This window comes from Cellulomonas sp. SG140, assembly GCF_025770785.1.
Lineage (GTDB): Bacteria > Actinomycetota > Actinomycetes > Actinomycetales > Cellulomonadaceae > Cellulomonas.
Window position 1 is genome coordinate 117,361 of sequence record NZ_JANZLA010000009.1, and the last position, 25,737, is coordinate 143,097.

Genomic DNA, 25,737 nt, shown 5'->3' on the forward strand with positions numbered 1-25,737 from the left:
CCTCTCCACCACCCCACGCCCTGACCAGGGCGTTCGCCCGACCCCGACGGGGCCGACGCGACCGGCGTCACGACGACGCCACCATCCCTCCCCCGGCATCCGACCGGTCCTGCTCCCGCACCCGCGGCGACCCGACCGCGCTCGGCCGACCCCGCACACCCAGAACCAGCCCACGAACCAGCCCACGAACCCGCAGGAGAGAGCCATGTCCCCCCGCCACTTCATCGACACCCAGGACCTCACGAAGGACGAGGTGCTCGACCTCGTCCGCCTCGGCCTGACCCTCAAGCGCTGCGTCCGTGCCGGGTACTTCCCGCCGCTGCTGGCCGGCCGGACGCTCGGCATGATCTTCGAGCAGTCGTCCACCCGTACCCGCGTGTCGTTCGAGACGGCGATGTCCCAGCTCGGCGGGCACGCGCAGTACCTGGCTCCCGGCCAGATCCAGCTCGGCGGCCACGAGTCCATGGAGGACACCGCCCGCGTGCTGTCCCGCCTGGTCGACGTGGTGATGGCCCGCGTCGCGCGGCACCACACCGTGGCGGACCTGGCCCGGTACGCCACCATCCCGGTGCTCAACGGGATGTCGGACTACAACCACCCGACGCAGGAGATCGGCGACCTGATCACCATGGTCGAGCACCTGCCGGCCGGGAAGCGGCTGGAGGACTGCAAGGTGGTGTTCGTCGGCGACGCCACCCAGGTGTGCGCCTCGCTGATGATGATCACCACCAAGATGGGCATGGAGTTCGTCCAGTTCGGGCCCGAGAGGTTCCAGCTGAAGCCGGAGCTGCAGGCGATCGGCCGGGCGAACTGCGAGACGTCGCACGGCAGCGTGCTGGTGACGGACGATGCCGCCAAGGCGCTGGCCGGCGCGGACTTCGTCTACACCGACGTCTGGTACGGCGACTACGAGGCCGAGCTCGGCGAGGCCGAGCGGCTCGCCGCCTTCATGCCCACCTACCAGGTGAACCGCGACCTGATGGCCCTGGCCGGGCCCGACGCCAAGTTCATGCACTGCCTGCCCGCCACCCGCGGCGAGGAGGTCACCGACGACGTGCTGGACGCCGACTTCTCCATCGCCTTCGACCAGGCCGGCAACCGGCTCACCGCCCAGCGCGCGCTGCTGGTGTACTTCCTGCGGCCGGAGGTGCCGAACCCGGTCAAGGTCGCGGCGGCGAAGGCCGAGCTCGAGTCCGTGCTCGCCGGCATCCTCTGAGGCGCCCGCATGTCACGCATCGTCATCGCCCTGGGCGGCAACGCCCTCGGCACGTGCCCGGCCGAGCAGCAGGAGCGGATCGACGCCGCCGCCCCGGCCCTGGTCGGTCTGATCGCCCAGGGGCACGAGATCATCGTGTCCCACGGCAACGGACCCCAGGTCGGCGCCATCGAGCTGGCGTTCGAGATCGCCTCGCAGCACACCGACCGGGTCGCCGCGCTGGACCTGCCGGAGTGCACGGCCATGAGCCAGGGGTACATCGGCTACCACCTGCAGCAGGGCATCGCCCGTGAGCTGCGGCGGGTCGGCATGCCGTGGCACGTCGCCTCCGTGGTCACGCGCGTGGAGGTCGACCCCGACGACCCCGCGTTCGCGCGGCCGACCAAGCCGATCGGCGGCTTCTACGACGAGGCCACCGCACGTCGGATGATGGCGGCCACCCCGGGGCTGTCCATGTCCGAGGACTCCGGACGCGGCTGGCGCACCCTGGTGGCGTCGCCGCGACCGGTGGACATCGTGGAGCGGGACTCGATCCTCAACCTGCTGGACCACGAGTTCATCGTGGTGGCGTGCGGCGGCGGCGGGATCCCCGTGGTGCGGGACGCCGACGGTGACCACCACGGCGTGCGGGCGGTGGTCGACAAGGACTTCGCCTCGGCGAAGCTGGCCGAGGTGGTCGGTGCCGACTACCTGTTCGTCCTCACGGCGGTCGAGAAGGTGGCGATCGGGTTCGGCACGCCGCAGCAGCAGGACCTGGACCACCTCGACCTCGCAACCGCGCAGCGGTACGTGGACGAGGGGCAGTTCGGTGCCGGTTCCATGCTGCCGAAGGTGCAGGCGGCGACGGGATTCGTCGCGAGCGGGCCCGGACGGCGTGCGGTGATCTGCGCGCTGGAGAAGGCGCCGCTCGCGATGAGCGGTGCGACGGGCACGGTGATCCACTCCTGACGGCTGCGTCCACGGGGCAGCGGATCGCCCTCTCGCGCTGTACGCCTCGTGTACGTACACCAGGCGTACAGAGCGAGAGCCGTCCCCGTCCCGGTGCGGCCGGCTAGACCTGCACCGCCAGCGGGACGTCGACCGATCCGACCCGGAGGGTCGCAGCGCCAGCTGCGACCCTGTCGGGCACCACCACGTCGAACGCGACCGGGTAGCGCTCCGCACGCGGTCCGGCGGCCGTCGAGCCCAGCGGCCAGGCGCTCGCACCCTGCTGCAGGGTCAGCGCCACGTCCGCCATCGGCCGCTCGCGATCCGACGGAGGCGGCCCGCTGCACCCCGGGCCGGTGCTGCCGGTGTCCTCGCACCCCGTGTGGAACAGCTCACCGCGCACCACCAGCCGGTCGCCGCGCCGGACGACCAGCGCGGGGGCGGACTCCGTCACCAGGGTCGGCGTCGCACCACCGACAGCCACCCACACCTGCGGCGCCGCACAGCTGGCCGCCGCGCGGTCGGGCACCCACAGGCCGACGAGGCCGGCGGTGCCGAGCAGCATCGCCACGACGAGCGCACGAGAGCGCACGGTGGTCCGGTCGTCGCGCCAGGGAGCGCGGGGGTGCGCGGCGGACCTCATTGCGGCACAGCCGCGGCACGGGCGCGCAGCACCACGCGCTCGAGGTAGCGCGGCACCACGGCGTTCCAGCCGAGCTCGTCGTCGAGCCGCTCGGCGAACGTCTCGGCGGAGTCCGGCTCGCCGTGCACCACGTAGGCGGTGCGCGGCGGGCTCACGGTGGAGAACCAGGCGATCAGCTCGTCCGCGTCGGCGTGCGCCGAGAAGCCGTCGATCACCACCACCTCCGCACGCACCGGCACGTACTCGCCGTGGATCTTCACCTGCCGGGCGCCCTCCGCGAGCGCGGCACCGCGCGTGCCGGCCACCTGGTAACCGGTGAGGATCACGGCGTTGTCGCGCACCGGCAGCTGGGAGACGAGGTGGTGCAGCACGCGCCCGCCGGTGGCCATGCCGGAGGCGGAGATGATCACGCACGGGTGGTCGGGGTGGTTCAGCCGCTCGGACTGCTCACGGGTGCTGGCCAGGTGCACGCCGGGGGCCGCGAGCACCGCGTGGGCGGCCAGCACCTCCGGACGCAGCGTCGGGTCGTGCGCCGCGAAGGCCTGCCGGTACACCTCGAGCGCCCGCAGGGCCATCGGGCTGTCGACGTAGATCGGCACGTCCGGGATCGCCCCCTGCTCGCGCAGCTCCGACAGCGTGACCAGGAGCACCGCCGTGCGGTCGATGGCGAACGCCGGCAGCAGGCACACGCCGCCGCGGCCGACCGTCCGCGTCACGGCGGCTGCGAGCGCCTCCCGTCCGCCGTGCTCGTGCACGCGGCCGCCGTACGTCGACTCGGTGACCACCACGTCGGCGTCCACGGCTGGCGCCGGCGGCTGCAGCAGCACGTGCCCGGGCCGACCCATGTCCCCCGTGAACAGCACGCGGACACCGTCGACGTCGAGCACCGCGAAGGTCGAGCCGAGGATGTGCGCCGAGGGGTGCAGGGACACCTGCATGCCGCCGGGCAGGGCCGCCGGCTCGGGGCCGTCGTGCGGCCGGAACAGGGAGATCGCCTGCTCGGCGTCCGAGCTGTCGAACAGCGGCAGCGCCGGCGAGTGCTTGCTGAACCCGGCGTCGCGGGCGTACTCGGCCTGCTCCTCCTCGAGGTGGGCGGCGTCCCGCAGCACGATGCTCGCCAGCCGGGCCGTGTCGCGGCTGCACACCACGGGTCCCGAGAAGCCGTTCCGGGTCAGCAGCGGCAGGTACCCGCAGTGGTCGAGGTGCGCGTGCGTCAGCACGACCGCGTCGACAGAGGACGGCTCAACCGGCAGCCGGTCCCAGTTGCGTCGCCGCCACTCCTGCGGGCCCTGGAACAGCCCGCAGTCGACGAGGACGCGCGCGTCCGGCGTCTCCACCAGGAACTTGCTGCCGGTCACCGTCCCCGCCGCGCCGAGGAAGGTGAGGGTGGGCCGACGCTGCGGCCGACGGGGGGTGGACCAGCCGGCGGACGACGAGGCGGGCGAGGAGACGGACGACGAGGCGGACATGGTGCTCACATCCTTCGGACGACGATGTCCTCGCTGCCAGTCTCCACCCCGCCGCGGCCCCGCGGCAGGCCCTTGCAGGACGCTGACCAGGCGAGATCCTCAGGCGCCCACGAGGTCCCGCCGCCACAGCGCCGCCGCACCGGCCGCCGCCAGCGCCACGGCGATGCCCGTCATCACCCAGGCCGCCGGCCACGCGACGTCGGAGGTCGGCACCGTCGCCAGGTGGTGGAACGGCGAGACGTTCAGCACCCAGTCGGGCCACTTCAGCAGCGGTCCCAGGGTCTGCAGCAGGTACGCCGCGATCGCCGCGGTGGCGCCGACCGGGACCACCAGGCGAGGGGCGACGCCGAGCAGCAGCACGTCCAGACCGGCGAACAGCAGCACCACGGGCAGCGGGTTCAGCGCCGACACCACCGCGTCCGGCACCGTCACGTCGGCACCGGCCGACGTGGCACCCACCCAGAACGCCGCACCCGCCACGGCGACCAGCCCCACCGCACCGACCACCAGCACCACCACGTGCCCGGCCAGCCAGCGCCACCTCGGAAGCGGGCCGGCCAGCAGCAGGTCGAGCCGCCCCGCGGCCTCCTCCGCCCGGGCGGCACCCACCCGGAACGCGACCTGCACCGCGACGGCCACACCCGCGATGGTGCCGACCATGCCGACGAACCCCCGCACGTAGTCGCCGGGCGACATGCCCATGGCGGACAGCAGCTGCTGGTACGACGGGTCCTGGTCCAGGAACCCCGTGACGGTCGGCACCAGGGTCCCGAACATCGCGAGCCACACCACCAGGGCACCCGCCCAGGCGAGCAGCGACCCCAGCCCCGTCCGCGTCGCCAGCGCCACCGGGCTGCTCAGCCCCCAGTGCCGCGACCGGTCGGCACGGCGCCGCACCAGCAGCCCGGCGCCGGTGTCCCGGCGCAGCCGCAGCCGCACGGCCAGGACGCCGAGCACGACGACGACGCCGAGCGGCACCGCCAGGACCGCCACCCGGTTGGCGCCGAACGGCGCGAGGTGGTCGGTCCACCCGAACGGTGTCAGCCAGCCGAGCCACGCCCGCGACTCCGCGCTGTTCGAGGCCACCCGCAACGGCAGCGCCACGCCGATCACCACGGCCGCCACCCCGGCGGCGCCGCCGCGGGAGCCGAACAGCTGGCTGGTCACCGCGGTCAGCATCACCGCGGTGCCGGCGAACCCCGCCAGCAGGCCGCCCATCAGCACCGCACCGGTCAGCTGCCCACCCACCGCCACGAAGGCGGCCGCCGCGGCGAACCCGATCACCAGGCAGGCTCCGAGCAGCACGGCCAGCTGGGACGCCAGCAGCTGCACCGGACGCAGCGGCTGCGCCAGCACCGGGTCGTGCCGGCCGGTCCGCTCGTCCGCCCGCAGCACGCGCGCGGTCGTCGTGATCGCCCACGCCGCGGCCACCAGCTCGATCATCCAGCCGGCGTCCCAGACGGTGAACCCGCCGACGGTGTCGACGCCGGCACCAGGCCCGGAGATCAGCCGGATCGACTGGTTCCGCGACCACTCCACGAGCGTCGCCCGGTCCGAGGCCTCGGGGTACGCGACCCGGAACGTGATCCCCTCGATCGCCACGTACACCGCCGCGGCCAGCGCGATCGCCGCCGTCCCCCGCCGCAGCAGCCGCACGGTCAGCGCCGCGGCCGTCCCCGCACCACCGGGTCGCCGCACCGTCCGGGCCGCAGCGCCGGTCCCAGGAGCGGCCCGGTGCACGTGGTGCCGACGAACGGTCGGCGCCGTCGGACGCGTCCCCGCACCGGCCGTCGCGGTCAGCTCGGCGGTCGGCTGAGCGGTCGTCGAGCGCTGCGCCGCCGCACCGCGCCCCGTCGTCGGACGCTCGTCAGTAGTACGCAAGGAACGCCTCCTCCAGCGAGCGTTCCGGTGTGCGCAGCCGCACCACCTGCACGTCGGCCAGCGCGCGCAGCAGGGCGGACGGCGGCCCGTCGAGGGTCACGCGCAGCCCACCCAGCACGCCGGGCATGGGTTCCACGCTGCCGACGCCGGGCACGCCGGCCAGCGCCGGCACCGGCCCGTCCACCACCAGCTCCACCACCGTGGCGCCCATCCGGCGGAGCTCGTCGAGGGTCGCCACCTCCACCAGCCGTCCCTCTCGCAGCATCGCGACGCGGTCGCACAGGTCCTGCACCTCGTCGAGGATGTGCGAGCTGAGGAAGACGGTCTGCCCGCGGCCGGCCGCCTCGCGGACCAGCGCCTGGAACACCTCCTCCATCAGCGGGTCCAGCCCGGCGGTCGGCTCGTCGAGCAGCAGCACGTCCGCCCTGGTCATCAGCGCGACCACCAGCGCCAGCTTCTGCCGCGTGCCGCGCGAGTAGGTGCCCACACGGCGCGACGGGTCCAGCTGGAGGCGTTCGAGCAGCTCGGCGCGGTACGCCGGGTCGACGCCGCCGGCGAGGTTGGCGAACAGCTCGAGGGTCTCGGTGCCGGTCAGCTGCGGCCACAGCGCCACGTCGCCCGGCATGTACCCGATGTGCCGGTGCGCCCGCCGCACGTCGGTCACGGGGATGCCGTGCACGCGGGCGCTGCCGGCGGTCGGCCGGATCAGGTCCAGCAGCAGGCGGATGGTGGTGGACTTCCCGGCACCGTTGGGGCCCAGGAAGCCGAACGTCTCCCCCGGCGTCACCGTCAGGTCCAACCGGTCCAGGGCCAGCACCGAGCCGAACCGCTTGGTCAGGCCCACCGTCTCGATCGCCCACCCGTTGGCGGTCATCGTCGACCTCCTCGCAGGAGCCCTACGTCCAGCATGGCCCGCCCTGCGGGGTTGCGGGAGACCGAATCCTCACCTCAGGGCGCCCTGTCCGCAGGGGCCGCTACGGTGCCGGCCATGGCAGCAGTGGTGCAGGAGGTCGTGGTCGACTGCGCGGAGCCCGCGGCGCTGGCGCGGTTCTGGGCCCAGGTGCTCGAGGCCCGCTGGGCGTCGGTCGACCCGGGCTGGGCGGTCGTCGACGCGACCCCGTTGATCGTGGCGTTCCAGCAGGTCCCCGAGCCGAAGTCGTCGCCGAAGAACCGGCTGCACCTGGACGTCCGTGTCCCGGACGCCGCTGCCGCGGTCGCTCGTGCGGAGGCGCTCGGTGCGCACCGCACCGGCCACCAGGAGCTGCGCGACGACGGCGACGGCTACGTGGTGCTGCAGGACCCCGAGGGGAACGAGTTCTGCTTCGTGGTCGACGAGTCGAGCCGCTGGGCCGGCGTCCTGCGGTCCGCGCTGGAGCACGCCGACCAGACGACGGGCCTGCCCGCAACCGTCTGATCCGCGGGACGTTCGCCTCTGGCGCCGGGCGCGACGCCGGTGGTCTGCTCGACGCATGACGACGCGGACGCCCCTGCTGCCCCCGCCGCCACCGCGGCCGCCGGCCCGTGTGCTCGCCATCGCGGCGGCCATGGCGGTCGGTGCCGCGCTCCCCGTGATCCGCACCTGGATGCTGCAGTTCGGCGCCACCGAGGCGGAGCTCGACGCCCACCTGCCTGGTGACGACCTGATCGCCTCCCCCGACCTGGTGGCCACGCGCGTCGTCGGCATCGCGGCCGCACCGGACCAGGTGTGGCCCTGGGTGGCCCAGCTCGGCCAGGGTCGCGGCGGCTTCTACTCCTACGACTGCCTCGAGAACTTGGTCGGCTGCGACGTGCGTTCCGCCGACCGCGTGGAGGCCCGGTGGCAGGACGTGCGGGTGGGTGACCCGTTCCGGCTGCACCCCGACGTGGCCCTCGAGGTGGTCGCGGTGGAGCCCGGGCGGGCGCTGGTGGTCCGCGGAGCCGTCGGCGTCACCGGGTCCACGGCGTCGTCCGCCGGCGCCCCTCCGTACGACTTCACCTGGGCGTTCGTGCTGCGCCGCGGCCGTGACGGCGGCACCCGGCTGGTGGTCCGGGAGCGGTACGGCTACACGCGCCGTGGTGCCGCCCTGCTGGTCGAGCCGGTCAGCGTCGTCAGCTTCGTCATGACCCAGAAGATGCTGCGCGGCCTGCGGGACCGCGCCGAGCGGGCTGCCGCCTGATCAGCCCGCAGCGGAACACCGTTGCCGCGTCGGACACCCTCCGGTTAGGGTGGCCGACGTAGTCGCAGTGCAGAGATCTTCCCCCCGGTTCTCCGGAGCGGACGACGACCACCGTGATTCACCGGTCCCGGTCGTCGGGGTCGAACACCAACCGCAAGGAGAACGCACATGCCTACTGGCATCGTGAAGTGGTTCAACGCCGAGAAGGGCTTCGGCTTCATCGCCCCCGAGGACGGCGGCCCGGACGTCTTCGTCCACTACTCGGCCATCGCGACGAGCGGCTACCGCTCGCTCGAGGAGAACCAGCGCGTCTCGTTCGACGTGCAGCAGGGCCCCAAGGGCCCGCAGGCCTCGAACGTCACGCCTGCCTGACCAGGCCTCGCCGGCGCACGCCGGCTGACGAAGGGCGCTCCACCTCCGTGGTGGGGCGCCCTTCGCGCACCTGGGGGACGTCGGCGCCGTCCGGGTGCCACGACCGATCGCTCCGTGCCATGCTGCGCCCAGGTGCCGACGACGAGGCCCAGCCACCGGGAGGCTCCGTGGACGACCAGCAGATCCTGGACCGCATCCACCAGCTGATGCTCCAGGAGCACGCGCTGCGAGAGGCGGTCGAGCAGGGCCGGGCCGGCGACGGGCACGTCCGGACGGCCGAGCGGATCGCGCAGCTCGAGGTGGAGCTCGACCAGGCGTGGGACCTGCTGCGTCAGCGCCGGGCGCTGCGGGAGGCCGGCGCCGATCCCGACGGGGCGCACGAGCGGCCTGCCGCGGAGGTCGAGGGGTACCTCGACTGAGGGTCGTCGAGCGCCGGAGCGTGCGCCCGTCGGTCGCGGTGCCCGGCCCGGACGAGGCGGGCGCCGAAGGGTGCGGTGTCGGTGAGGGGACCGTGTGCCTCACGCGTCGACCCGTCGTGCCTGGTCGCGGCCCCCTAGACTCGCGTCCGTGATCTTCAAGGCGGTGGGGGACGGCCGTCCGTACCCGGACCACGGGCTGACGACGGCCAAGCAGTGGGCTGCCGTGGCCCCGCGCCAGGTTCGCCTGGACGAGCTGGTCACCACCAAGCGGACGCTCGATCTCGATGCGCTCCTGGCGGAGGACTCCACCTTCTACGGCGACCTGTTCGCCCACGTGGTGCAGTACAAGGGCGTGCTGTACCTCGAGGACGGGCTGCACCGGGCCGTCCGTGCCGCGCTCCAGCAGCGCCCGGTGCTGCACGCGCGGGTGCTGGTGATCGAATGACCGATCCGGACCGCGCCCGTGCGCTGCGCCGCCGCCACGTGCACGAGCGGCAGGCGGTGATCTTCGGCATCCTGCTCGCCATCCTGGCGGTGGCCGGCGTCTCGGCAGCGGCGATCTACACCGGCAACCTCAACGTGCCGTTCTTCGCCCGCGGCTTCTCCAGCAAGCCGACGCCGAGCGTCACGAGGCAGCCCGCGCCGTGCCCGCCGCAGGGCGCGCTGCCCGTGGCGGCCAACACCATCAAGGTGAACGTCTACAACGGCGCCAACCGGGCGGGGCTGGCGGCGTCCGCGGCCGTGGCGCTCGGTCAGCGTGGGTTCACCATCGGTACCACCGCCAACGCGACCACGCAGTTCGTCGGCTCGGAGCAGATCTCGTTCGGCGTGGCCGGTGTCGCGCAGGCGTACACGGTCGCCGCGCACTTCAAGGACCCCGTGCTGCTGCTGATCGCCCGAGCCGACCCCAAGGACGCGACGGTCGACGTCACCCTGGGCAGCGACTTCGACACGCTGGTCCCCACCGACCAGGTCGGGCTGGACCCGAACACGCCGCTCGTCGGGCAGCCCGGCTGCGTGCCGGTCGAGCAGCTGGCGGCGCAGGCGAGCGCCAAGCCGGCGGCGACGTCGACACCGACCAAGTCCTGACCGGCGCGGTGCCCGCCCGGCGGGCACGCCCTCCTGCGGGCCACGTGCCGCCGCGCAGCACGTCCTGACACGAAGGAGCGCCCCGCGTCGTGACGACCGCGGGGCGCTCCTTCGTCGTGACGCGACGGGCCGTCAGACCCGGTCGCTGGTGACCGACGGCGCCTCGGCCAGCTCCGCGCCACCGGGCACGGAGGCCGGCGTGGCGGGCTCCTGGGAGGTGCCGCGCCACTTCGCCAGCACCCGCATCAGGTGGTAGAGGCCGATCGCGGCGGCGGTGCCGAGCGCGATGCCCTGGAACTGCAGCTTGCCGGCGGTCCAGCTGAAGTTGGCGATGCCGATCACCAGGGCGATCGCCGCCGGGAACAGGTTCACCGGGTTGGAGAAGTCGACGCGGTTCTGCACCCAGATCCGGGCGCCGAGCAGGCCGATCATCCCGTACAGCACGGTCGCGGCACCGCCGAGCACGCCGGCCGGCACCGTGGCGATCGCGGCGCCGAACGTGGGCGACATCGACAGGATCAGGGCGGTGGCGGCGGCGACCCAGTAGGCGGCGGTGGAGTACACGCGGGAGGCGGCCATCACGCCGATGTTCTCGGCGTAGGTGGTGGTGCCGGAGCCGCCGCCGAGACCGGCGAGCGTGGTCGCCACACCGTCGGCGATCAGCGCGCGGCCCATGATCGGGTCGAGGTTCTGGCCCGTCATCGCGGCGACCGACTTCACGTGGCCCACGTTCTCGGCGATGAGCACCAGCACCACGGGGACGAACAGACCCAGCACCGAGACGTCGAGCTTCGGGGCGACGAAGTGCGGCAGGCCGAACAGCGACGCCTGGCGGACGGCGGTGAAGTTCACCTCACCGCGGAGGGTGGCGACCAGGTAGCCGACGACGACGCCGACGAGGATCGCGAGGCGGCCGAGCACCCCGCGGAACAGCACCGTCACCAGGATCACCGTGCCGAGGGTGGCGATGGCGGTCACCGGCGACGCCCGGAAGCCGGAGCAGCCGGACGCCGAGCAGGAGCCCCACGCCGCCGGCGCCAGGTTGAGGCCGATCAGCGCGACGATCGTGCCGGTGACTGCCGGGGGCATCACGGCGTCGATCCAGCGGGAGCCGCCGACGTGCACCAGCAGGCCGACGACCGCCAGCAGCAGACCCGTGACCAGGATCCCGCCGACCGCCACCGACTGGCCGCCGCTGGCGGTCGCCGCCCCGATCGGCGCGATGAACGCGAAGCTGGAGCCGAGGTAGCTGGGTAGGCGGTTGCCGGTGATCAGCAGGAACCCGATGGTGCCGAGGGCGGAGAAGAACAGGGTGGTCTGCGGCGAGAAGCCGGTGAGCAGCGGCACCAGGAAGGTGGCCCCGAACATCGCCACCACGTGCTGCAGACCGATCCCGGTGGTGCGCGGCCAGCTGAGCCGCTCACCGGGGGACACCACGGCGCCGGGGGCGATGGTCCGCCCGTCGCCGTGCAGCCGCCAGCTCCAGCGCTGGGACCCGTTCGAGGACAAGGACGCCATCGGTTCCTCCATCGTCTGCGCGCCCAGCCCGGGCGTCGGGACGAAGAGTAGTGATCCGGGTGCAGCCCGCGTGGGCGGCTCGGCGGGCGTGGACAGGACGGTCGTGCGACGCTCGGACGGACGACAAGGCGGTGCCGGGCCGCACGGGAGCGGTCCGCCCGCCGCGAACCCCACGGAGGTGCGCGATGACCGTCCCGCCGACCCCTGACGAGCAGCAGCCCGGCCTCGACGAGGTGCCCGACCCGGTGAAGGCGACGGAGCCCACCGCGGAACCGGCACCCGACGAGCGCGACGACGAGGACGCGACCGGACCGGTGATCGCCGGGCCCGGCATCGGGGGCGCCACGACGACGCCGATGCCGCCCGTTCCGCCGAGACCGAACCTCGGCAGCGGCCACTGAGCCGAGGCGCCGAGCCGCAGCGCTCGTCGCGTGGCGACGTGGTCGTCGTCACAACCGCCCGGACCGGCGTCCGGAGAAGGTCTCGGTGCGGCTGCGATCAGGTCACGGGCAGGCCACGATCTGCCCCTAACCTGGGGAGGTCCTGTGTGACCGATGGTCGTCCGACGTCTCGCACAGCACCTCCACCTACCCTGGCAGGACATCCCGCCCGGCCCCGGAGGTCATCCTGAAGCGCACGCTGCTGCACAGCCGCCCCGCGGTGTGGACCGCCTTCCTGCTGGTCCACGCGTGGCTGGCGGTGCTCGGCGTGTGGCTGATCCCGCAGAAGGCCTTCTGGGACCTGGACCTGTACCGCTACTGGATGTGGCTGGGCGTGCACGGGTTCGGGTGGCCGGGGATCGACACCAGCTGGGTGTACCCGATCGGTGCGACGGTGCCGATGCTCGCCGCCGGGTTCGGCGGGCTGGCTATCGGCCACGGGTACGCGCTGGCCTGGTCGATCATGGTGACGGTCCTCGACGTGCTCGCCATGGCGATGCTGCTGCGCCGCGACCGCGGCCAGGTGGGTGGCTGGTGGTGGACCGGTTTCCTGCTGCTGCTCGGCCCCATCGCGATGGGCCGGCTCGACGCCATCGTCGTCCCCCTGGTGATCGCCGCCCTGCTGTGGAGCATGGACCGACCGGCCGTCGCGTCCGCGCTGCTGACCATCGGCGCGTGGATCAAGGTGGCGCCCGGCGCGCTGCTGGTCCCCCTGTTCTGGGGCGCGCACAAGCCGTGGCGCGACGTGGTCGCACCGGCGGCGGGCGTCTCGGCGATCGTCATGGGCACCGCCATCGGCTTCGGCGGTCAGGGGCACGTGCTGTCGTTCCTGCTGGAGCAGGGGCAGCGCGGCCTGCAGATCGAGGCGCCCGGTGCGACCCCCTGGGTGCTGGCCGCCCTGTTCACCACCTCGATCAAGCGGGTGCTGAACGCGCAGATCGTCACGTGGGAGCTGCTCGGGCCCGGGACGCAGAAGATGGCGGACCTGCTCGGCCTGCTGCTGCCGATCGCCGCCGCCGCCGCGATCGCGCTGCTGTGGTGGAAGCGGGAGCGCGTCGGCCTGGCGCTGTGGGCGGACCGCAAGAAGCGCGGTGAGCTGGTGGTGCGCGGCGCGATGCTGATGACCCTGGTGCTGCTGGTGTTCAACAAGGTCGGGTCGCCGCAGTACATGACGTGGCTCGCCGCACCTGTCGCCGTGGCGCTGGTGCTGGGCCTGCCTGGCTGGGGCACCACCGCCAAGTGGGTGCTGGGCGTCGGCGCCGCCACCCAGCTGGTGTTTCCGTGGGAGTACACGGAGATCACCGGCGGCGGCCTGGGTGTGACCCTGGTGCTCGCCGCCCGCAACCTCGCGCTGATCGGCCTGCTGGTGCACACCGCCCGAGAGCTGTTCCGCGTGGAGACGGACGAGCCGGCGGCGCCGAGCGCGCCTGCGGACCGACGGTCTGCACCGGCCCCCGCGCCGGAGCCCGCCACGAGCCCCGTGCTCGCGGACGCCCTGCTGGTCGACGAGGCGCCGGCGGTGGAGACCGCGGCGCCGAGCCCCGCGCGCGAGCCGGTCGACCCGTCGCCGCGCCGTGGCGTGCTGCCGGACGGTGGTCTCGCGTCACCCGCCACACCCTGACGCGACTGCCACCGCAGCGAGCGGTGCGGCGGAGCCGGCGCGCCGCGCCGAGCGCAGCCCCCTGCCCGCGCTGAGCGGGCGCGCCGGCTACCGCCAGCTCAGTAGGCGGCCGTGAAGCGCGCGCGCCGGTGGGTGGGGTTCTCCACCTCGTCGAGGATCGCGACCGCCAGGTCGGCCCCGGACAGGTCCGAGCGGCCCTCGTCGTCGGTCAGCAGCACGTCGTCGCCCACGCGGAACGTTCCGGTCCGCTCCCCCGGTGCGTAGGCGCCGAACCCCGCGGCGGGGCTGATGTAGAACCAGTCGAACTGCTCGGGGCTGCCGCGCAGCTCGTCGAGCACCGCGGCGAGCTCGAGGGACTCCGCGAGGTACTCGGCGGGGAACTCCGGCGTGTCGAAGAGCCGCGGGCCACCGGGGGCGACGTGCAGCGACCCGGCGCCGCCGATCACGCCGAGCCGCACGCCGGCGGCCTGCGCCGCGACGGCGAGCTCGTGGATCACCTCGCCGAGGCGGCCCGTCAGGGCGCCGCGCGGGGACAGCGCCTCGACCACCACGTCGGCGTCCGCCACCGCGGCCGCCGCGTAGGCGGGGTCGAGCGCGTCCGCCTGGCGGTAGGCGACACCCTCGACCGGCTGGTCCGGCAACGAGCGGCTGACCGAGGTCACCTGGTGGCCGCGGGCGGCGGCCTCCTGGACGATGTGCCCGCCGGCGTAGCCCGTGCCGCCCAGAACCGTGATCCGTGCCATCTGTGCTCTCCTCGAGGTCGTCGTCCGCGGCCGGCCGCTCACCCGCCTGCCGCCGTCGACCTGACGAACACCGCCGAGGTCAGAACCCTTCCGGCGCCTGCGGCACGTACGGCTGCTCGAGCTGGGACAGCTCCTCCGGGTCGAGCCGCAGCTGCAGGGAGGCGACCGCGTCGTCGAGGTGGTGCGGCTTGGTGGCACCGACGATCGGGGCCGTCACGGCCTCCTGCTGACGGACCCATGCGAGCGCCACCTGCGCCCGGGACACCCCGCGGTCGGCGGCGATGCGGCCGACGGCGTCGACGATCGCGCGGTCGGCGTCCTCGCTCTGCTGGTAGAGGGTCTGGCCGAAGCGGTCGGTCTGCGAGCGCGTCGTCGTCGTGCCCCACTCCCGCGTCAGCAGGCCGCGAGCCAGCGGGGACCACGGCAGCACGCCGATCCCCTGGTCCAGGCAGAAGGGGTGCATCTCCCGCTCCTCCTCGCGGGACAGGAGGTTGTACTGGTCCTGCATGGAGACGAACCGGGTCCAGCCGCCCAGGTCGGCGGTGTACTGCGCCTTGGCGAGCTGCCAGGCGTACATCGACGAGGCGCCGATGTACCGGGCCTTGCCCGCGCGCACCACGTCGTGCAGCGCCTCCATCGTCTCCTCGACGGGCACCTGCGGGTCCCAGCGGTGGATCTGGTACAGGTCCACGTAGTCGGTGCCGAGGCGGGTCAGGCTGGCGTCGATCGCCGAGAGGACGTGCTTGCGGGACAGGCCGCCGCCGTGCGGGCCGTCGTGCATGCGGCCGTGCACCTTGGTCGCCAGCACGACCTCGTCGCGGGACGCGAAGTCACGCAGCGCGCGCCCGACGATCTCCTCGCTGGAGCCGTCGGAGTAGACGTCGGCGGTGTCGAAGGTGTCGATGCCGAGCTCCAGGGCTCGACGGAGGAACTCGCGGCTCGGCTCCTCCGGGAGGCTCCACCCGTGGTTGCCGCGGGCGGGGTCGCCGTAGCTCATGCAGCCCAGCACGATCGAGCTGACCTGCAGGCCGCTGCTGCCGAGACGGTGGTGGTCCATGGGTGTCCTCCCGAGGGGACCGACGGGGACGGACCCGGACGGCCGAGCGGCGCGGGTCCTCGTCGAGGCTAGCCCGCGACCCCGGCAGGCGCCGGGCGGGATCGGGTGCGACCGTGGAAGACCCGCCACGAGGAGGACCACCGTGATCACCGAGCTGGCCACCAGCGTGTCCGTGTCACCCGCGTCCCTGCTGCACGCCCTCGGACCATGGGCGCTGGCGGGGATCGCCGTGATGATCTTCATCGAGTCCGGGGTGCTGTTCCCGTTCCTGCCCGGCGACTCCCTGATCCTGACGGCGGTGCTGCTGCGCGGTCAGCTGGGGCTGTCCCCGGTGTGGATCGCGGTGGTGGCGTTCCTCGCGGCGGTCGCCGGTGACCAGACCGGGTTCTGGCTGGGCCACCGGTTCGGGCGGCGGTTCTTCCACGACGACGCCCGCGTGCTGACCACCGCGCGACTGGCGGAGGCCGAGCGCTTCTTCGACCGGTACGGGCCCGTGTCGCTGGTGCTGGCGCGGTTCGTGCCGATCGTGCGGACGTTCGTGCCGCTGGTGGCCGGGACGGCGCGGCTGCGGTACCGGCGGTTCGTGGTGTGGAACGTCACCGGGGCGCTGCTGTGGGTGGTGGGGCTGACGGTCGTCGCGCTGGCGCTGGGTCGGCTGCCGTTCGTGGCGCACAACATCGACCTGCTGGCGGTGGTGGTCGTGGTGGTGTCCGTCATCCCGATCGTCGTCACCGCCCTGCGGCGGCGCGCCGCGACCGGCGCCCCCGAGCGGGACCGGGCTACCGTCCACGGGTGAGCGACTGGGTGCTGGACGTGCCGCTGCGCACGGAACGGCTGGAGCTGCGCGAGCACCGGGCCGGTGACCTGGAGGACCTGCTGGTGTTCCACGGCGACCCGCAGGTCACCCGGTACACGTCGTGGCCGGTGCGGGACCGGGAGCAGACGAGCGTCGCGCTCGAGCGGCGGCTGACGCAGACGCGGGCCGCCGAGCCGGGCGACCTGCTGAGCCTGGCCGTGGTGGAGCGGGCGAGCGGCACGGTGATCGGCGAGGTGCTGCTCGTGCGCAGGTCGGACAGCACCGCCGAGCTGGGCTACGCGATCCGCGCGGACCGGTGGGGGCAGGGACTGGCGTCCGAGGCGGTGCGGGCCCTGCTGGACGGCGCAGTGACGCTGGGGGTGACGCAGGTGGGGGCCGTGGTGGTGGACGGGAACGACGCCTCCGTGCGGCTGCTGGGCCGCCTCGGGTTCACCGACCTGGACACGGCCGGTCCCCCGGCGAAGGACGGCAGCCCGACGCGGACGTTCGCGCTGACGCTGGGCTGACGGCCGGCTACGGCCGGCGGGGCTGGGGGCCGGGGGTGCGGTGGGCCCGGTCGATGTCGTCGTCGGCCGGGAAGTCCGTCGCGGGCGCCTCTCTCGCGCGGGACGATGGGGGCGTGACCCTCCTCGACCGCCTGGACACCGACCTGCACACCGCGATGAAGGCGCGCGACGCCTTCGCCACCTCGACGCTGCGGCAGGTGATCGCCGCCGTCCGCGGGGCCGCGAAGGCCGGCCCGGTGGCCCGGGACCTCGATGACGACGAGATCCTCGCGGTGCTGACCGCCGAGGTGAAGAAGCGCCGGGAGAGCGCCGAGATCTACGCCGGCGCCGGTGCCGCCGACCGGGCGGCGAACGAGACCGCCGAGGCCGACTTCATCGAGGCGTACCTGCCGGCGGCACTGACCGATGCCGACCTGGACGCCCTGGTCGCCGAGGCGGTCGCCGCGACCGGCGCCACGTCGATGAAGGACATGGGTGCCGTGATGAAGGCGGCGCAGGCCGCGGCGGCGGGCCGGGGACGCGTGGACGGCAAGGTGCTGTCCGGCAAGGTGCGTGCGGCACTGAGCTGACGTGGGCTGACGTGGGCTGACGTGGACGCAGGACGCCGCGGACTCAGCTCCGCACAGGCGGCCGCCCGGTTGCGGTCGGACGGACCGAACACGCTGCCCGCACCACGTCGGCGGTCGCCCCTGGCGACGTTCGCCGCGCAGCTGGTGCACGCGTTCGCGCTGCTGCTGTGGGTGGCCGCCGGGCTGGCGGCGCTGGCCGGGCTGCCGCAGCTGACCGTCGCGATCGCCGTGGTGGTGCTGGTCAACGCCGCGTTCTCGTTCCTGCAGGAGGCGCGTGCCGACCGGGCCGCCGAGCGGCTCCGGTCGCTGCTGCCCGGCACGGTCAGCGTGCGGCGGGACGGGCAGCCGCGGCAGGTGGAGGCCGCGGACGTCGTCGCAGGCGACGTGCTGCTGCTCGAGGCGGGCGACCGCGTGCCGGCGGACGGCGACGTGCTGCTGGCCGACGCGGCGCTGCTGGACACGTCGACGCTGACCGGTGAGAGCGAGCCGAGCACGCTGGACGTCGCCGAGCGGGTGTACGCCGGGACGTTCCTGGTGGAGGGTTTGGCCGAGGCCGTCGTCGTCGCGACCGGGCCGCGCACCCGGTTGGCCGGCATCGCCAGCGCCACCTCGGCGGCCGGCCTGCACCCGACCCCGCTGACCCGCGAGCTGACCCGGGTGGTGCGCGGCATCGGGGCGATCGCCGTCGTCGCCGGCCTGGCGTTCCTGCTGCTCACCCTGATGATCGGCCGCTCGCTGCCCGACGCCTTCGTGCTGGCGATCGGCGTCACCGTCGCGCTGGTGCCGGAGGCGCTGCTGCCCACCGTCACCCTGGCGCTCGCCTGGGGAGCCGAGCGGATGGCGAAGCGGCAGGTGCTGGTCCGCTCGCTCGAGGCGGTGGAGACGCTGGGGTCCACGACGTTCGTCTGCACCGACAAGACCGGCACGCTGACCCTCAACCAGATGACGGTGGTGGCCGCGTGGACGCCCGCCGGGTCGGCCGTGGTGGGCACCGCCGGGTACGCGCCGACGGCGGCTGTGGACGTGGACCCCGGTGCGCACGAGGCGATGGTGGAGCTGGGCCGGGCGGCCGCCCGCTGCTCGCGCGGGTACGTGGAGCAGGCCGGCGAGCGGTGGGTGGCGCACGGCGACCCGATGGAGGCGGCGCTGGACGCCTTCGCGCGGCGGCTGGGGGTGGACACCCCGACGGTGCGCGTCGAGTCCTGGGCCGACGTCGCGTTCGCCTTCGACCCGCACCGCCGGCGGATGAGCGTGGTGGCCGGCGACCAGGTGCTGACCAAGGGCGCGCCGGACGCGCTGCTGCCGCTGTGCCCGGCCGGTGAGGCGGCGGCGGCCGCGGCCGCCCTGGCGCGGCTGTCCGGGCAGGGGCTGCGCGTGCTGGCCGTGGCGAGCCGGCCGACCGGTGCGACGGCGCCGACCACGACGGCCGCCGCCGAGACGGGGCTGCACCTGCTCGGCCTGGTCGGGCTCGAGGACCCGCCACGACCGGAGTCGGCCGCCGCGATCGCCGCCTGCCGCAGCGCGGGCGTGCAGGTCGCGATGATCACCGGCGACCACCCGGTGACGGCGGCCGCGATCGCGCTGGAGGTGGGGTTGCGGACCGCGGACGGTCCGGTGCACCTCGGTGCCGACCTGCCGGCGGACGACGCGGCGCTCGGCGCGCTGCTGGACCACGACGGGGTGGTGGTGGCCCGCGTCGCACCGGAGGACAAGCTGCGGATCGCGCGGGCGCTGCGCGCCCGCGGGCACGTGGTGGCGATGACGGGCGACGGGGTGAACGACGGGCCGGCGCTGCGCGAGGCGGACATCGGTGTGGCGATGGGCGCCTCCGGCACCGACGTGGCCCGCGAGGCGGCCGACCTGGTGCTGCTGGACGACCGGTTCTCCTCCGTCGTCGCGGGCATCGAGCTGGGCCGGGCGACGTACGCCAACGTCCGGCGGTTCCTCACCTACCACCTGACCGACAACGTGGCCGAGCTGGCGCCCTTCGTGCTGTGGGGCGTCACCGGTGGGGCGTTCCCCCTGGCGCTGGGGGTGCTGCAGGTGCTGGCCCTGGACATCGGCACGGACACGCTGTCGGCGACGGCGCTCGGTGCCGAGCCGCCCGCCCGCGGCGTGCTGGCCGAGCCCCCGGCGGCCGGGCGGCTGCTGGACCGGACGGTGCTGCGGCGGGCGTTCGGGCTGCTCGGGCCGGTCGAGGCGGTGGTGTCGCTGACCGCGTTCACGGTGTCCCTGCTCGCGGCGGGGTGGCGGTTCGGCGATCCGGCACCGGCAGGTGCGGTGCTGGCGACGGCGTCCGGTGCGACGTTCCTCGCGGTGGTGCTGGGACAGGCCGCGAACGCGTTCGCCTGCCGCAGCGAGGGACGGGCGGCGCCCGGCCGGGCGAAGAACCTGCTGCTGGCGCCCGCCGTGGCGATCGGCATCGCGTTCTGCCTGGTCACCATCTACGTGCCGGCCCTCGCGCGGCAGCTGGGACAGGCGCCGCCGAGCCCGACGGGGTGGGCGCTGGCGCTCGGGGCACCGGTGGCCGTGCTGGTGGCGGACGCGCTGGACAAGGCGGTGCACGCGCGTCGCGCGGCCCGCGGTCGCGGTGCAAGTTCCGCAATGACTACGGAGGTCACGACGGCGGCCCGCGGCTAGCGTCGGGGCGGCGCACGACCGTGTGCGGCACACCGTCCGGAGGGCACATGAGGGCAGCACCACGCATCGGCGGCACCGGTACGGCGCGTCGGGCGCTCGTCGTGCTGACGGCCGGCGCCGTGGTGCTCGGCACGCTGAGCGGCTGCTCCCTGTTCGGCCAGGACAAGAAGGGCCACGCCGTGTCGGCGCTGGCGGCCAAGCCGGGCGACTGCGTCATCGCGCCGACCGCGATCACCGCCGAGATCAAGGACGTCACCGTGGTCCCCTGCTCGCAGCCGCACCAGCAGGAGGTGTACGCGCTGGCCGCCTACCCGCTGCCCGCCGGCACCGAGAAGACGGCGGCCTACCCCGGCGCCGCGGTGCTCAAGGCCTTCGCCGACGGCGCCTGCCTGTCCGCGTTCTCCGGGTACGTCGGCACCGACTACCACGACTCGTCGCTGTACTTCACCTACCTGCTGCCGTCCGCCCGGGGCTGGCAGGCGGGTGACGACCGGGACGTCACCTGCGTCATCACCACCACGGGGGCCAAGCGCACCTCGTCGGTCAAGGGATCGAAGCTCTAGCAGCAGCGGCGCGAGCCTGCGCCGACGGGAGGACGACCATGGGCAAGCCCGCCGCCACCGCGACCGCGATGCTGCAGTGCAGCTTCGGCCTGGCCCCCAGCACGCTGAACGTGCTGCCGATCGCCCGCGTGATGATCGAGGGCAAGCCCGCCGCCGCGATCACCGACGCGATCCCGATGGTGAACATCCCGCCCTTCGGCATGTGCACCTCGCTGGCGAACCCGCAGGTGCTGGCCGCGACGACGGCCGCGCTCGGCGTGCTGACGCCGATGCCGTGCGTCCCGGTCACCGGCGCGTGGGTGGGCGGTGCGGTGCAGACGACGATCGGCGAGAAGCCCGCGCTGACGCTGGGCGCCACGTGCACGTGCGGGTTCGGCGGCGTGATCCAGATCGTCAACCCCGGTGCGGTGCGGACGCTCGAGGCCTGAGCGCAGCCGTCACTCCCGGCCGGCGAAGGACTGCGCGAGGCCGTCGATCCGGGCCCGCGCCCGGGCGTCGTCACCGGGAGCGGTCGCCCACAGCAGCAGGTCGCCGTTCACCGTCGTCTCGACCACCAGGTCCGTCTGCCCGGCGAGGCCGCGCAGCTGCTCCTGGGCCGCCTCGGCCTCGTCGTAGTCCTCGAACTCGAGCACCGTGACGTGGGCCTGCTCGCCGGGCCAGTCGAAGGCGATCGCGTCGAGCGCGTCGACGTCCTCGGCGGTCGGCACCGGGTCCGTCTCCTGCAGGTCCGCGTCGTCGGTCAGACCCAGCAGCGCCAGGACGCGGCCACGCTGGTCGGTGAGGCTGTTCATCAGGTTCTCCTCGTCGGGATCGGGGATGCAGGCGGCTCGTCGGACCGGTCAGGCCGACGGCATCGCCTTCTTGGCGTCGGACCACTTCCCGTCGCTGATCGCGTCCTTGAACTTGGTCCACTTCGAGTCGAGCGTCCCCGTGCTCATCTTCGGCTTCTTGGCCTTCCACGCGGCCCGGAAGCTCGCCTCGAGCTTCTCCGTCTTGCCCTCGAAGTAGATCTCGCCCAGGACGGTCTCCTGGTCCACCTTGCTGGCGCCGAGGATGCGGACCATCTCACGCACGAACGTCACGTTGTCCTGGTAGTTGTTCCGCTCCGGACCGCCGTCCTTGGTGGGGGTGGCGTTCTTGGTGGTGAGCATGCGGGTGAAGTACTCCGTGATGCCCTCGTTCAGGTCGAAGCCGAACGTGTCCAGCACGTCGTTGGGCGCGTAGCGGTGCATCGACTCGTGGATCGCCGTGCTGGGCGTCCCGCGGTCGGCGTGCAGGATGGCCGGCTCGTCGGCGTTCTTGGTGGAGGCGTAGGCGTTGGTGCTCTGCTCCTCCGCCACCGAGTCGGTGGGGAACTCCACGCCGTAGACGATGGCCCAGTCCTCCGGCGAGATGCTCGCCACGTAGCCCTCGCCCTTCTTGCCGGCGGCGACGGCCGTGGCGATGAACGGCTTGATGTGCGGGTAGTCCTCGATGTTGGTCCTGATGAACTCGTCGGCCTCGGCGCCGGTCAGGTGGTGCTTCACCTTGGTGCCGTCCTTCTTGGTCTTCTGCTTCGCCATGTTCACGGCGGCGAGCAGCGACATGTAGTACAGGTCGCCGAGGTGCGCGCGGCCCTTGGCCATCGCGGCGGGGTCGTCGGCGATCGACTTCTTCTCCGCGGTGCTGAAGGTGTTGATCAGCTGGCGGAGCGCGTCCATGCGCACCTTGGCCTGCGCCTTGCCGGCCGGGGCGGTCTGCGGGTCGCAGGCCTCCTCGAAACGCTCCTTCGCCGACTTCGGCGTGGGCGGGGTGACGGCCTCGGGGGTGGGCGTCTGCGTGGTCGGGGTCTGGGTGGTGGGCGTCTGGCTCGGGGTCTGGTCCTGGGTCGGCGTCTGGGGCGCGGTCTCGGTCGGCGTCTGGGGCGCGGTCTGGGGTGCTGTCTGCGGCGTGACGGACTCCGGCGTGACGGACTCCGGCGTGACGGACTCCGGCGTGGGCACGGGCAGCTCCCCGCCCTGCGGCACGGGCAGCGGGACCGGCTGCTCGGGCGTCGGCACCGGTGGTGTCAACGCCTCCGGGAGCGGGGTCTGCGGCAGCGTCGGCGCCTTCTTCTTCTTGCCGCCGAACAGCTTCTTGAACGGGTTCCACCGGCGCACCGTCGTCGCCTCGACGCGGGCCTGCTGCCGGCGCAGCGCGCCGGCACCGGCGGTGGTCGTGGTCCCCGCCTGCTCGGCATCCGCCGTGCTCGTCGTCGCGACGCGCGCCGCCTGCCGCTGCAGCCGCTGCACCGTCCGCTCGGCCACCGCGTCGGCGGCGGCCTCCGCCGGGTCGTCGGCCCGCCCGATCACTGGGCCGTCCCCCGCCGGTGCCACCCGGCCGCTGTGCTGCTGCACGACGTGGGCCAGCTCGTGGCCCAGCAGCCGGTCGCCGCCCGGGGTGCCCGGCGCGTAGGTGCCGCGGCTGAAGTACACGTCGGACCCGGCCGTGAACGCCACGGACTGCACCGACCGGGCGATGGTGTCCGCCTCCGCGTCGTCGTGGATGCGCACCCCGCGCAGGTCCGCGTCCATCGCGGCACCCATCCGCTGCGCGACCTCCGGCTCCAGCGGCCGGCCCTGGCCCTGCCGCCGGCGCAGCACGTCGGCGACCTCGGGTGCCGCGGCCGTGCCACCGAGGGGGTCCTGGGTGGCGGCGCGGCGGCGGACGTCCACGGCCAGGCCAGGGACGGCGACCGGGTCCACGGCGTCGTCCTGCGCCACCTCCGTCGCCGCCGCCGTCGCAGGGCCGACGGCGGGCGGCGCCGCGGTCAGCCGTCGCTTCTCGAGCGTCGTGCGCTCGTTCTCAGCCGGCATGGTCGCCCTCGCTCTCGATCGGAAGTGTCGTCCGGACCCACCCACCTGGCCGACCGCTCGCCAGGACCCTGCCCCTCGCAGCCACCGGCGGTCAGCCCGGCGCGAACCCGTCGGCCGGCACCCGCCGGCCGAGCTTGTGGTACTCCGCGACGGTCGCCGCGAGCACGTGCCGCATGCCCACCGGCTGACCGGCGGCGATCGCGTCGTAGGCCGCGGCCAGCACGATGTTGCGGATGTCGCCGCCGGCCAGCTCGATCTGCTTGGCGAGGTGCGTCACGTCCACCGGGTCGGCCGGGTCGGTGGTGACCCGGTCCAGGTGGGAGCGCCACAGCAGCCGCCGCGTGGGCTCGTCGGGGTCCGGGAAGTGCACGATGAAGCTCATGCGGCGGCTGAACGCCGGGTCGAGGTTGCCGTGCAGGTTGGTCGCCAGGACGGTGATGCCGTCGAAGCTCTCCATCCGCTGCAGCAGGTAGGCGACCTCCTGGTTGGCGTACCGGTCGTGGGCGTCCTTGACGTCCGACCGCTTGCCGAACAGGGCGTCCGCCTCGTCGAAGAACAGCAGCACGTCCAGGCTCTCCGCCTCGTGGAACACGCGCTCGAGGTTCTTCTCCGTCTCCCCGATGTACTTGTCGACGATCGACGTGATGTCCACCCGGAACAGGTCCAGGCCCAGCTCGGCGGCGATCACGTGGGCCGCGAGCGTCTTGCCGGTGCCGGGGCTGCCGCTGAACAGGGCCGCGAGGCCGGTCCCCTTGCCGCCGACGTCGACCAGCCGGCCGTCGGCGAGCACCTCGTCGCGGTGCTGCGCCCAGGACACCAGCCGGCGCAGCGTCGCGGCGGCGTGGTCCGGCAGCACCAGGTCGTCGAACGACGGCGCCCGGCGCGGTGCCGCGGCGGGTCCGGTGGTCATCGAGCCGGCCACGCGGCGGGCGGCGGCCCGCGCCGAGCCGGCGGACAGCTCCGCCCCGGTCAGCGCCGCGAGGTCCGTCGCGTAGCGGGCGGCGTCGGCGATCGACTCGGGTGCGAGCCGCAGCGCCGTCAGCGCCGGGTCGGCGACACCGGTGCCCAGGTGCTGGTCCCAGACCACGGTGCGGTGCTGCGTGGTCACCGGGGGCGCCTCGACCACCAGCGGGTGCCGGGCGAGCCACAGCGGCTGCCACGGCCGGTCGCTGACCGCGAGCACCGGCACCACGGCCTGCGCCAGCGCCAGGAACGCCGCGGCGGGGTCGGTGCCGGCCCGTTCGGGGCCGGCCAGCTGGTCGGCGTGGGCCAGCACCAGGCCGGCCCCGCGCAGCGCCGCCTCCCGCACCAACGCCCTGACCAGGGCGGACAGGTCGGCAGACGGCGGGACCCGGGCGAGGTCGACCGCCAGGCAGCCGACGCCGGCGGCCGCGAGCGCCCCGGCGGCCAGCGACAGCCCGCCCGAGCCGAGCGGTGAGCGCACCCACACCAGCGGCGCACCGGCCTCGACGGCCGCCGTCAGCACGCCGTCGGCGTCCAGGTCCGGCAGCGGCACCGGGTCGACCAGCAGCGCGGCGAGCGGGCCGTCGAGCTGGTCGACGCCCGTCAGGTGGGCCAGCACCCGGTCCGGCAGCCACACGTCGCGCAGCAGCCACGGCCGGTCCGACGACTGCTCGAGCAGCCCGTGCCGCCGCAGCGGAGAGCCGGCGCCGAGCCGGGCGTGCGCCTCGCTCGACAGGGACGGCTGACCGGTCAGCTCCAGCACCAGGCCGGTCGACGCGCGGGCCGGTGCCCGCTGCCCCCGCAGCAGCCCGAACACCAGCGCGAGGTTCACGTCGAGGTCCGGTGCGGCGGCGACGGTGAGCACGTCGACGTCCTCCGGGTCCAGCCCGAACACGTCCGCGACGCCCGCCAGGCGGTCCTCCTGCTGCGGCAGCGGCCCGGCGTACTCGTCGCGCAGCACCTCGAGCGCCGCCTCGAGCCGCGCCGCCAGGGCCGGGTCCGCGACGTGCCGCCGGTCCGCGGCGAGCTCGACCGGCTTGAGCAGGCGCGCCAGGCGTTCGCGCACGACGAGCCTCCTTCACGACGACGGACGGCACGCGGCACCGGGCCGCCCTCGACCCGGCGTGCCGACCCACGGCGCCGGGGCAGCCGGACGGGCTGCCCGCACCGCCGGTCCGGGTCGACCGGCCGGTCCGCTCCGAGTCTGACCGCGGCGCGTGCGCACGGTCGAGGGCTGGGCGGCAACTTCGGTAGCGATTACCGATGTTGGCCGTTCCGCCCGGTTCCTAGCATC

Annotated in this window: 26 protein-coding genes; 16 read left to right on the forward strand and 10 right to left on the reverse strand. The window is 74.1% G+C overall.

The window, feature by feature from the left end; translation table 11 throughout:
* Window positions 1-205 precede the first annotated feature (205 nt).
* Together ptcA and arcC are read left to right on the forward strand one after the other, a co-directional pair.
* Complete coding sequence (gene ptcA / locus N0B34_RS15740; RefSeq protein ID WP_263731352.1) at window positions 206-1,216, forward strand: putrescine carbamoyltransferase; 1,011 nt, start codon at window positions 206-208, stop codon at window positions 1,214-1,216.
* 9 nt (window positions 1,217-1,225) lie between these two features.
* The gene (arcC, locus tag N0B34_RS15745) at window positions 1,226-2,164 is read left to right on the forward strand and encodes a carbamate kinase (RefSeq protein WP_263731351.1); all 939 of its coding nucleotides are present in this window, start codon (window positions 1,226-1,228) and stop codon (window positions 2,162-2,164) included.
* A gap of 103 nt (window positions 2,165-2,267) precedes the next feature.
* Here arcC and N0B34_RS15750 read toward each other — a convergent pair whose 3' ends face one another.
* The 4 genes from N0B34_RS15750 to N0B34_RS15765 all read right to left on the reverse strand — a co-directional run bounded on the left by N0B34_RS15750 (window position 2,268) and on the right by N0B34_RS15765 (window position 7,010).
* Entirely contained in the window at window positions 2,268-2,735 is a 468-nt protein-coding gene (locus N0B34_RS15750) for a hypothetical protein (protein ID WP_263731350.1), read from the reverse strand.
* 47 nt (window positions 2,736-2,782) lie between these two features.
* Window positions 2,783-4,255, reverse strand: coding sequence for an MBL fold metallo-hydrolase RNA specificity domain-containing protein (locus tag N0B34_RS15755; protein WP_263731349.1), 1,473 nt, complete (start codon window positions 4,253-4,255; stop codon window positions 2,783-2,785).
* 99 nt (window positions 4,256-4,354) lie between these two features.
* A complete protein-coding gene (locus N0B34_RS15760) occupies window positions 4,355-6,136 on the reverse strand; it encodes a hypothetical protein (protein WP_263731348.1) in 1,782 nt (593 codons plus the stop codon).
* Window positions 6,123-7,010 carry an ABC transporter ATP-binding protein gene (locus tag N0B34_RS15765; protein ID WP_263731347.1) on the reverse strand — a complete coding sequence of 296 codons (888 nt, stop codon included), beginning with the start codon at window positions 7,008-7,010 and terminating at the stop codon, window positions 6,123-6,125. Before N0B34_RS15765 ends, N0B34_RS15760 begins: the two co-directional genes overlap by 14 nt.
* Window positions 7,011-7,124: 114 nt before the next feature.
* Between N0B34_RS15765 and N0B34_RS15770 the strand changes: the two genes are divergently transcribed.
* From N0B34_RS15770 to N0B34_RS15795, 6 genes are all read left to right on the forward strand, one after another.
* Window positions 7,125-7,550 (forward strand): VOC family protein, encoded by a 426-nt coding sequence (locus tag N0B34_RS15770; RefSeq protein WP_263731346.1) that lies wholly within the window; start codon window positions 7,125-7,127, stop codon window positions 7,548-7,550.
* Window positions 7,551-7,605: 55 nt separating this feature from the next.
* A complete protein-coding gene (locus tag N0B34_RS15775; protein WP_263731345.1) occupies window positions 7,606-8,292 on the forward strand; it encodes an SRPBCC family protein in 687 nt (228 codons plus the stop codon).
* 168 nt (window positions 8,293-8,460) lie between these two features.
* Window positions 8,461-8,664, forward strand: coding sequence for a cold-shock protein (locus N0B34_RS15780; RefSeq protein WP_263731344.1), 204 nt, complete (start codon window positions 8,461-8,463; stop codon window positions 8,662-8,664).
* Between the two features lie 167 nt (window positions 8,665-8,831).
* The gene (locus N0B34_RS15785) at window positions 8,832-9,083 is read left to right on the forward strand and encodes a DUF2630 family protein (protein WP_263731343.1); all 252 of its coding nucleotides are present in this window, start codon (window positions 8,832-8,834) and stop codon (window positions 9,081-9,083) included.
* 148 nt (window positions 9,084-9,231) lie between these two features.
* On the forward strand, window positions 9,232-9,528 hold the full coding sequence (locus N0B34_RS15790) for a type II toxin-antitoxin system VapB family antitoxin (RefSeq protein ID WP_263731342.1): 297 nt from the start codon (window positions 9,232-9,234) through the stop codon (window positions 9,526-9,528).
* Complete coding sequence (locus N0B34_RS15795) at window positions 9,525-10,172, forward strand: LytR C-terminal domain-containing protein (protein ID WP_263731341.1); 648 nt, start codon at window positions 9,525-9,527, stop codon at window positions 10,170-10,172. The genes N0B34_RS15790 and N0B34_RS15795 overlap by 4 nt, the downstream gene beginning before the upstream one ends.
* A gap of 132 nt (window positions 10,173-10,304) precedes the next feature.
* On the opposite strand, the gene N0B34_RS15800 is transcribed toward N0B34_RS15795, so the two are convergent.
* On the reverse strand, window positions 10,305-11,690 hold the full coding sequence (locus N0B34_RS15800) for a uracil-xanthine permease family protein (protein WP_263731340.1): 1,386 nt from the start codon (window positions 11,688-11,690) through the stop codon (window positions 10,305-10,307).
* A gap of 185 nt (window positions 11,691-11,875) precedes the next feature.
* On the opposite strand from N0B34_RS15800, the gene N0B34_RS15805 reads away from it, so the two are divergent.
* Both N0B34_RS15805 and N0B34_RS15810 read left to right on the forward strand, forming a co-directional pair.
* On the forward strand, window positions 11,876-12,091 hold the full coding sequence (locus tag N0B34_RS15805; protein WP_263731339.1) for a hypothetical protein: 216 nt from the start codon (window positions 11,876-11,878) through the stop codon (window positions 12,089-12,091).
* A gap of 259 nt (window positions 12,092-12,350) precedes the next feature.
* On the forward strand, window positions 12,351-13,751 hold the full coding sequence (locus tag N0B34_RS15810) for a hypothetical protein (RefSeq protein ID WP_263731338.1): 1,401 nt from the start codon (window positions 12,351-12,353) through the stop codon (window positions 13,749-13,751).
* A 98-nt stretch (window positions 13,752-13,849) separates the two neighbouring features.
* Here the strand turns inward: N0B34_RS15810 and N0B34_RS15815 are convergent, their stop codons facing one another.
* Together N0B34_RS15815 and N0B34_RS15820 are read right to left on the reverse strand one after the other, a co-directional pair.
* Window positions 13,850-14,494, reverse strand: coding sequence for an NAD(P)-dependent oxidoreductase (locus N0B34_RS15815; protein WP_263731337.1), 645 nt, complete (start codon window positions 14,492-14,494; stop codon window positions 13,850-13,852).
* Window positions 14,495-14,573: 79 nt separating this feature from the next.
* A complete protein-coding gene (locus N0B34_RS15820) occupies window positions 14,574-15,551 on the reverse strand; it encodes an aldo/keto reductase (protein ID WP_263731336.1) in 978 nt (325 codons plus the stop codon).
* Between the two features lie 142 nt (window positions 15,552-15,693).
* Between N0B34_RS15820 and N0B34_RS15825 the strand changes: the two genes are divergently transcribed.
* The 6 genes from N0B34_RS15825 (at window position 15,694) to N0B34_RS15850 (ending at window position 21,074) form a co-directional block, all read left to right on the forward strand.
* Window positions 15,694-16,347, forward strand: coding sequence for a DedA family protein (locus tag N0B34_RS15825; protein WP_263731335.1), 654 nt, complete (start codon window positions 15,694-15,696; stop codon window positions 16,345-16,347).
* Complete coding sequence (locus N0B34_RS15830; RefSeq protein WP_263731334.1) at window positions 16,344-16,874, forward strand: GNAT family N-acetyltransferase; 531 nt, start codon at window positions 16,344-16,346, stop codon at window positions 16,872-16,874. Before N0B34_RS15825 ends, N0B34_RS15830 begins: the two co-directional genes overlap by 4 nt.
* A 113-nt stretch (window positions 16,875-16,987) precedes the next feature.
* Entirely contained in the window at window positions 16,988-17,443 is a 456-nt protein-coding gene (locus N0B34_RS15835) for a GatB/YqeY domain-containing protein (RefSeq protein WP_263731333.1), read from the forward strand.
* 21 nt (window positions 17,444-17,464) lie between these two features.
* Window positions 17,465-20,083, forward strand: coding sequence for a cation-translocating P-type ATPase (locus N0B34_RS15840; protein ID WP_263731332.1), 2,619 nt, complete (start codon window positions 17,465-17,467; stop codon window positions 20,081-20,083).
* Window positions 20,084-20,130: 47 nt separating this feature from the next.
* Entirely contained in the window at window positions 20,131-20,646 is a 516-nt protein-coding gene (locus N0B34_RS15845) for a septum formation family protein (RefSeq protein WP_263731331.1), read from the forward strand.
* 38 nt (window positions 20,647-20,684) lie between these two features.
* Window positions 20,685-21,074 (forward strand): DUF4280 domain-containing protein, encoded by a 390-nt coding sequence (locus N0B34_RS15850; RefSeq protein WP_263731330.1) that lies wholly within the window; start codon window positions 20,685-20,687, stop codon window positions 21,072-21,074.
* 9 nt (window positions 21,075-21,083) lie between these two features.
* Here N0B34_RS15850 and N0B34_RS15855 read toward each other — a convergent pair whose 3' ends face one another.
* The 3 genes from N0B34_RS15855 to N0B34_RS15865 form a co-directional block, all read right to left on the reverse strand.
* Window positions 21,084-21,437 (reverse strand): hypothetical protein, encoded by a 354-nt coding sequence (locus N0B34_RS15855; RefSeq protein ID WP_263731329.1) that lies wholly within the window; start codon window positions 21,435-21,437, stop codon window positions 21,084-21,086.
* A 48-nt stretch (window positions 21,438-21,485) separates the two neighbouring features.
* The gene (locus N0B34_RS15860; protein ID WP_263731328.1) at window positions 21,486-23,480 is read right to left on the reverse strand and encodes a DUF4157 domain-containing protein; all 1,995 of its coding nucleotides are present in this window, start codon (window positions 23,478-23,480) and stop codon (window positions 21,486-21,488) included.
* A gap of 91 nt (window positions 23,481-23,571) precedes the next feature.
* Complete coding sequence (locus N0B34_RS15865) at window positions 23,572-25,509, reverse strand: ATP-binding protein (protein WP_263731327.1); 1,938 nt, start codon at window positions 25,507-25,509, stop codon at window positions 23,572-23,574.
* Between the last annotated feature and the right edge of the window lie 228 nt (window positions 25,510-25,737).